Origin of the sequence: Nitratidesulfovibrio liaohensis, assembly GCF_011682075.1 — a bacterium.
Classification (GTDB): domain Bacteria; phylum Desulfobacterota; class Desulfovibrionia; order Desulfovibrionales; family Desulfovibrionaceae; genus Cupidesulfovibrio; species Cupidesulfovibrio liaohensis.
In genome coordinates this window covers 1-5,250 of record NZ_VSMK01000178.1, presented here as the reverse complement: position 1 = coordinate 5,250, position 5,250 = coordinate 1, and the positions used below count along the sequence as shown (strand labels likewise).

At 67.3% G+C, this 5,250-nt stretch carries 5 protein-coding genes; 4 read left to right on the top strand and 1 reads right to left on the bottom strand.

From position 1 onward, the window contains the following. A partial coding sequence (locus FVW27_RS07300; protein ID WP_208294678.1) for a UPF0280 family protein occupies nt 1–715 on the bottom strand: 715 nt, incomplete at its 3' end. Nucleotides 716–856: 141 nt separating this feature from the next. On the opposite strand from FVW27_RS07300, the gene FVW27_RS07295 reads away from it, so the two are divergent. From FVW27_RS07295 to FVW27_RS07280, 4 genes are all read left to right on the top strand, one after another. Further along, a complete protein-coding gene (locus FVW27_RS07295; protein WP_167123965.1) occupies nt 857–2,080 on the top strand; it encodes an exonuclease/endonuclease/phosphatase family protein in 1,224 nt (407 codons plus the stop codon). A 292-nt stretch (nt 2,081–2,372) separates the two neighbouring features. Then, complete coding sequence (argF, locus tag FVW27_RS07290) at nt 2,373–3,275, top strand: ornithine carbamoyltransferase (RefSeq protein WP_012611215.1); 903 nt, start codon at nt 2,373–2,375, stop codon at nt 3,273–3,275. Nucleotides 3,276–3,343: 68 nt separating this feature from the next. Then, nucleotides 3,344–4,549 (top strand): argininosuccinate synthase, encoded by a 1,206-nt coding sequence (locus FVW27_RS07285; RefSeq protein ID WP_167123963.1) that lies wholly within the window; start codon nt 3,344–3,346, stop codon nt 4,547–4,549. 116 nt (nt 4,550–4,665) lie between these two features. Further along, a partial coding sequence (locus FVW27_RS07280; protein ID WP_243838273.1) for a lyase family protein occupies nt 4,666–5,250 on the top strand: 585 nt, incomplete at its 3' end.

Genomic DNA, 5,250 nt, shown 5'->3' with positions numbered 1-5,250 from the left:
GGGCCACGTCGTCCGGGCCTTGCAGCATGTTGCCGAACAGGGTGGCCGCCGCGTCGGCCAGGCTGGCGTCGCGCGCCCGCACCGCCGCGATGTCGCCCACGCCAAGGCTCAGCGAATGGCCGATGGTGGCCGACGACGAGCACAGCGAGACCGGGCAGTCCGCAGCCTTCACCACCACGCCGATCATCTCGCCGCTGGCCGGGTCGGGCAGCAGGCCCACAACCCGGTCGCGTTGCGAGCAGATGTAGATGTCCCCGCCGTTTTCCACGATGATGTCCGGCGACACCGGGGCAAAGCGTTCCGCCACCATCTGGGCCACGGTGCCCGCCACGGCGGCAAAGGGGCCGACCCCGGCGATGTCGGCCCCGTGCGCCATGCGCCGGGCCACTTCCGGCGCGCTGGCGGGCGTGGGCACGGGCACGAGGCTGGTGCGAAAGTCGGGCGCCAGCAACATCCACGCCTTGATCTGGCCGCGCAGTTCGGTGACGTAGGCGGCGATCTGGTCCGGCAGATCGGGAAGTACGGGCTGGCCGGTCAGGCCCGCGCTGGTGGTCACCCACAGGTCTGTTTCTTCCACCACCACCTGAAAGACTACCTCGTCCGGGTGGCGGGCGGTGCGCTTGCGATAGCCGCGCACGTGGTCGGTGTGCACGGTGAGGGCATTCGGGGTGGCGGGTGCCGGGCGCTTGCCGGTGGTGTTGCGTCTGGTGCTCATGGGGCGGTTTCACCACAGGGGCGGGCGGGCGTCAATGCAAGGGGCGCAAGGTGCGCAAGGGGCGCGGGCAGTGCTTCCCCTCCCCTGTGTGCAGGCGCATGGTCTGCGCCGCCGTGCCCGTGGCCCGGCAGGAGGCTGCCCATGTATCGTCCGCGTGGATGCGTGTCGTTCCCCCTGCGCCTGTTCCGCACGTACCAGTTTCATCAGCGTTTGTTGCGTCTGTGTCTGGGATATGCGCTCCTGTGCGCGTTGCTGGCCGTTCCCGCCATGTCCTTCGCTCGCACTGCGGACCGCATCGCTGCCAGTGCCGTCGCAACCGCTGCCACGCCAACCGGCACGGTTTCCGGCTGCGCAACCGTGATCCGGGTGGGCGCCTGGAATATCGAATGGCTGGGCACGCCCGTCCGGCGCACCGTGGGCGGTCTGCAGACATCGGATGACATCGCCGCCGCCATCGGGGCCAGCGGGGTGCAACTGCTGGCGCTGGAAGAAGCGGCGGTGACCGACGGCGGCAAGGCCATGCGCAACGTGGTGCTGGACGGGGCCTTCGCCCGGCTCAACGCGGGGGGCGCGCAGTGGTCATACCTGTTGTTTCCGGCGCGGGTGCCGCCACACTCCAAACCCACGGTGCACAATTCCACGCAGTGCGTGGGAGTGGCCTGGGACGGGCGCGCGCTGCGGCTGAAGCGTCCCCCGCGGGCCATCACGGCCACGGTGAATCTGGCGGCGGAAAAGGAACTGGACCAGCGCATGCGCCAGGCGGCGGGACCGGATCAGGGGATAAAGCTGCTGGCCCGCTGGCCGCACCTGACCGTGTTCGACGCCGGACCGGGCACCCGCGAGTTCGGCGTGGTGGTGCTGCACCTGAAGGCCAGCAAGGGCGTCACGGCGCTGGCCATGCAGGCCCGCACCATGGAAGGGGATCTGCTGCTGCCCGGCCTGCGGAAACTGGCGGACGGTGACGGCCTGCGCGACGTGATGGTGCTGGGCGACCTGAACACCCAGAACCACGAGGAGCCGGTATTGCAGGCGCTGGCGGGCGATGGCTTCATGGACTGCAACCCCGGCGACCAGCCGACCTTCTTCGGCCTGCACGGCAAGATGCGCAAGCCGTACGACCGCATCCTGCTGCACGACGACGGGGACGGCTTTGCCGCCGCATGTGCCGAGGCGGCGAGTGCGGCGTGTCAGGCGGGACCGGTGGGCGCAGGCAGGGCAGGCCCCAGTCCCGGACTGCCGGGTTTTTCCGTGCTGCAACCCGCAGACATCGAGGCCGGGCTGACCCATGCCGAGTACGTGCGGCGCTTTTCGGACCATGCCCTTGTGCGGGCGTCCATCTGCGTGGGCAGGGCGGCGGGGAGGTAGGTGGCAGTCCGGCGCGCGTCGCGCCCGTGTCAAGTCTGCCTCCGTGGCAAGGCTTTTCCGCTCCATGGCTTTCACCACACCATACCCTCCGCACCGCGCACCTTCTACGTCCCGTCCTGCCAGACCTTCCTCCCGGTCCGTCCTGCCGGATCGTCCCTCCCGCGTCTTCTCCGGCCCGCCATCCATCCCCCCAGCCCGCGCCGGGCCGCATTCTTTACAAGCGGCGGGCTTTGAGGCTAGGAAACCCTTTTCCGCATCACGTCTCGCAGTGTCGCAACACAAGGATGGAGCCATGCCCAGACATTTCACGCGAATCAGGGATCTCGGCTACGAGGGCGCCTGGAAGCTGCTGCAACGCGCCAAGGAAATGAAGGACACCGCCCACCGGGGCAAGATCATGGAAGGCAAGACCGCCATCCTCATCTTCGAAAAGGCGTCCACCCGCACGCGCGTGTCGTTCGAGATGGCGGTGCGCCACCTTGGCGGCTCCACCATCTTCATGACCCCGGCGGAAAGCCAGCTGGGCCGCTCCGAACCCCTGCGCGACACCGCCCGCGTGCTTTCGCGCTATGCCGACTGCATGGTGGTGCGCACCTTCGGGCAGTCCAAGATCACCGAACTGGCCGAATACGGCTCCATCCCGGTCATCAACGCCCTGACGGACGAAGGGCACCCCTGCCAGGTCATGGGCGACGTGCTGACCATGTACGAGCGCACCCCCGATCTGTCCACGGTGCGCGTGGCCTGGGTGGGCGACGGCAACAACATGGCCAATTCGTGGATCGAGGCGGCCGTCTACTTTCCGTTCGAACTGTTCATGGCTTTCCCCGAAGGCTACGAGCCCGACCGCGATCTGCTGGGCTACGCCCTGAACGCCGGGGCCAAGATATTCCTGACCCACGATCCGCGCATGGCGGTAGAGGGCGCGCACTACGTGAACACCGACGTGTGGGCCTCCATGGGCCAGGAAGAAGAGCAGAAGAAGCGCGAGGCCGCCTTCAAGGGCTACTGCATCGACACCGAAATGATGGCCCTTGCCGCGCCCGACGCCAAGTTCATGCACTGCCTGCCCGCCCACCGGGGCGAGGAAGTGACCGACGAGGTCATGGAAAGCCCGGCCTCCATCATCTTCGATCAGGCAGAAAACCGCCTGCACATCCAGAAGGCCATTCTGGAGTGGGCGTTCTCGGAATAACACCGCGCCACGGCACGCGCCGCGCGACGCATACCGCACAACATATCGCATAACGGGGCTGAAACGACATGGCCAAGGCTATCAAGAAGGTCGTGCTCGCCTATTCCGGCGGGCTGGATACGTCGGTGATCCTCAAGTGGATCGCCGTCACCTACGGTTGCGAGGTGGTGACCCTTACCGCCGACCTGGGGCAGGAAGAGGACCTGGACGGCGTGGACGCCAAGGCCCTGCGCACCGGCGCCAGCCGCGCCTACGTGGAAGACCTGCGCGAGGAATTCGCGCGCGACTTCATCTTTCCCATGATGCGCTCCGGCGCGGTGTACGAGGGGCGCTACCTGTTGGGCACCTCCATCGCCCGTCCGCTCATCGCCAAGCGCCTGGTGGACATCGCCCGCGCCGAAGGCGCACAGGCCGTGGCCCACGGCGCCACCGGCAAGGGCAACGACCAGGTGCGCTTCGAGCTTGCCGTCAACGCGTTGGCCCCGGACCTGGACGTGATCGCCCCGTGGCGTATCTGGGACCTGCGCTCGCGCACCGACCTGACCGCCTTTGCCGAACAGCACGGCATTCCGCTGTCCACCTCGTCCAAGCAGTACAGCATGGACCGCAACATGCTGCATTGCAGCTTCGAGGGCGGCGAACTGGAAGACCCGTGGTGCGAACCCGGTCCCAACAGCCACGTCATGGCCGTGCCCGTTGAACAGGCCCCGGACACGCCGGAATACATCACCATAGAATTCAAGAAGGGCGATGCGGTTGCCATCAACGGCGAAGCCATGAGCCCGGCCACCATCATCCGCACCCTCAACACCATCGGGGGCAGGCACGGCATCGGCCGCCTGGACATGGTGGAAAACCGCTTCGTGGGCATCAAGTCGCGCGGGGTTTACGAAACCCCCGGCGGCACCGTGCTGCACATCGCCCACCGCGACCTGGAAGGCATCTGCATGGACCGTGAATCCATGCACCTGCGCGACCAGCTGATTCCGCGCTACTCCGAGGCCGTGTACAACGGTTTCTGGTTTGCGCCGGAACGCGAGGCCATGCAGGCGTTCATCGACAAGACGCAGGAAACCGTCAACGGCACCGTGCGCCTGAAGCTGTACAAGGGCAATGCCTTCCCGGTGGGCCGCACCTCGCCCAACACCCTGTACTGCCACGACCTTGCCACCTTCGAAGACTGCGCCACCTACGACCACGCCGATGCCGCTGGCTTCATCAAGTTGCAGGGCCTGCGCGTGCGCGGGTATGCGCAGCGGGTGAAGAAGGACTAGGCTTCCGGCCTGTGGGCTGCCCTCTGCGAGCAGTCAATACGTTCAGCATGTTCCGTGGGGCCTCCCGTATGGGGGGCCTTGCGCGTACCAAGACGCCGCAAAGGCGAGGACCAGCAATGGCCGAAAAGAAGATGTGGGGGGGGCGGTTCCGTCAGGCCACCGCCGCCCTGGTCGAGGAATACACCCAGTCCGTGTCGTTCGACCGCGCCCTGTACGCGCAGGACATCGCGGGTTCCAAGGCGCACGCGCGCATGCTGGCGAAACAGGGTGTGCTGACGGCGGACGAGGCCGCGCGCATCGTCGAAGGACTGGACATGGTGCTGGCCGAGATTGAAGGCGGCACCTTTGTCTGGCGGCGCGAGCTGGAAGATGTGCACATGAACATCGAAAGCCGCCTCACCGAACTGGTGGGCGACGTGGGCAAGAAGCTGCACACGGGCCGCAGCCGCAACGACCAGGTGGCGCTGGACTTCCGCCTGTTCGTGTCCGACCGCATCCGCGCCTGGCGCGGCCTTGCGCGTGATCTGGTGGGCGTGCTGGCGGAACGCGCGGGCGAACACGCGGATACGCTGCTTCCCGGCTGCACCCACATGCAGCCCGCCCAGCCGGTAAGCCTTGGCCACCACCTGCTGGCCTATGCGTGGATGCTGCGCCGCGACGCCGAGCGACTGGCCGACTGCGACCGCCGGACGCGCGTGTGC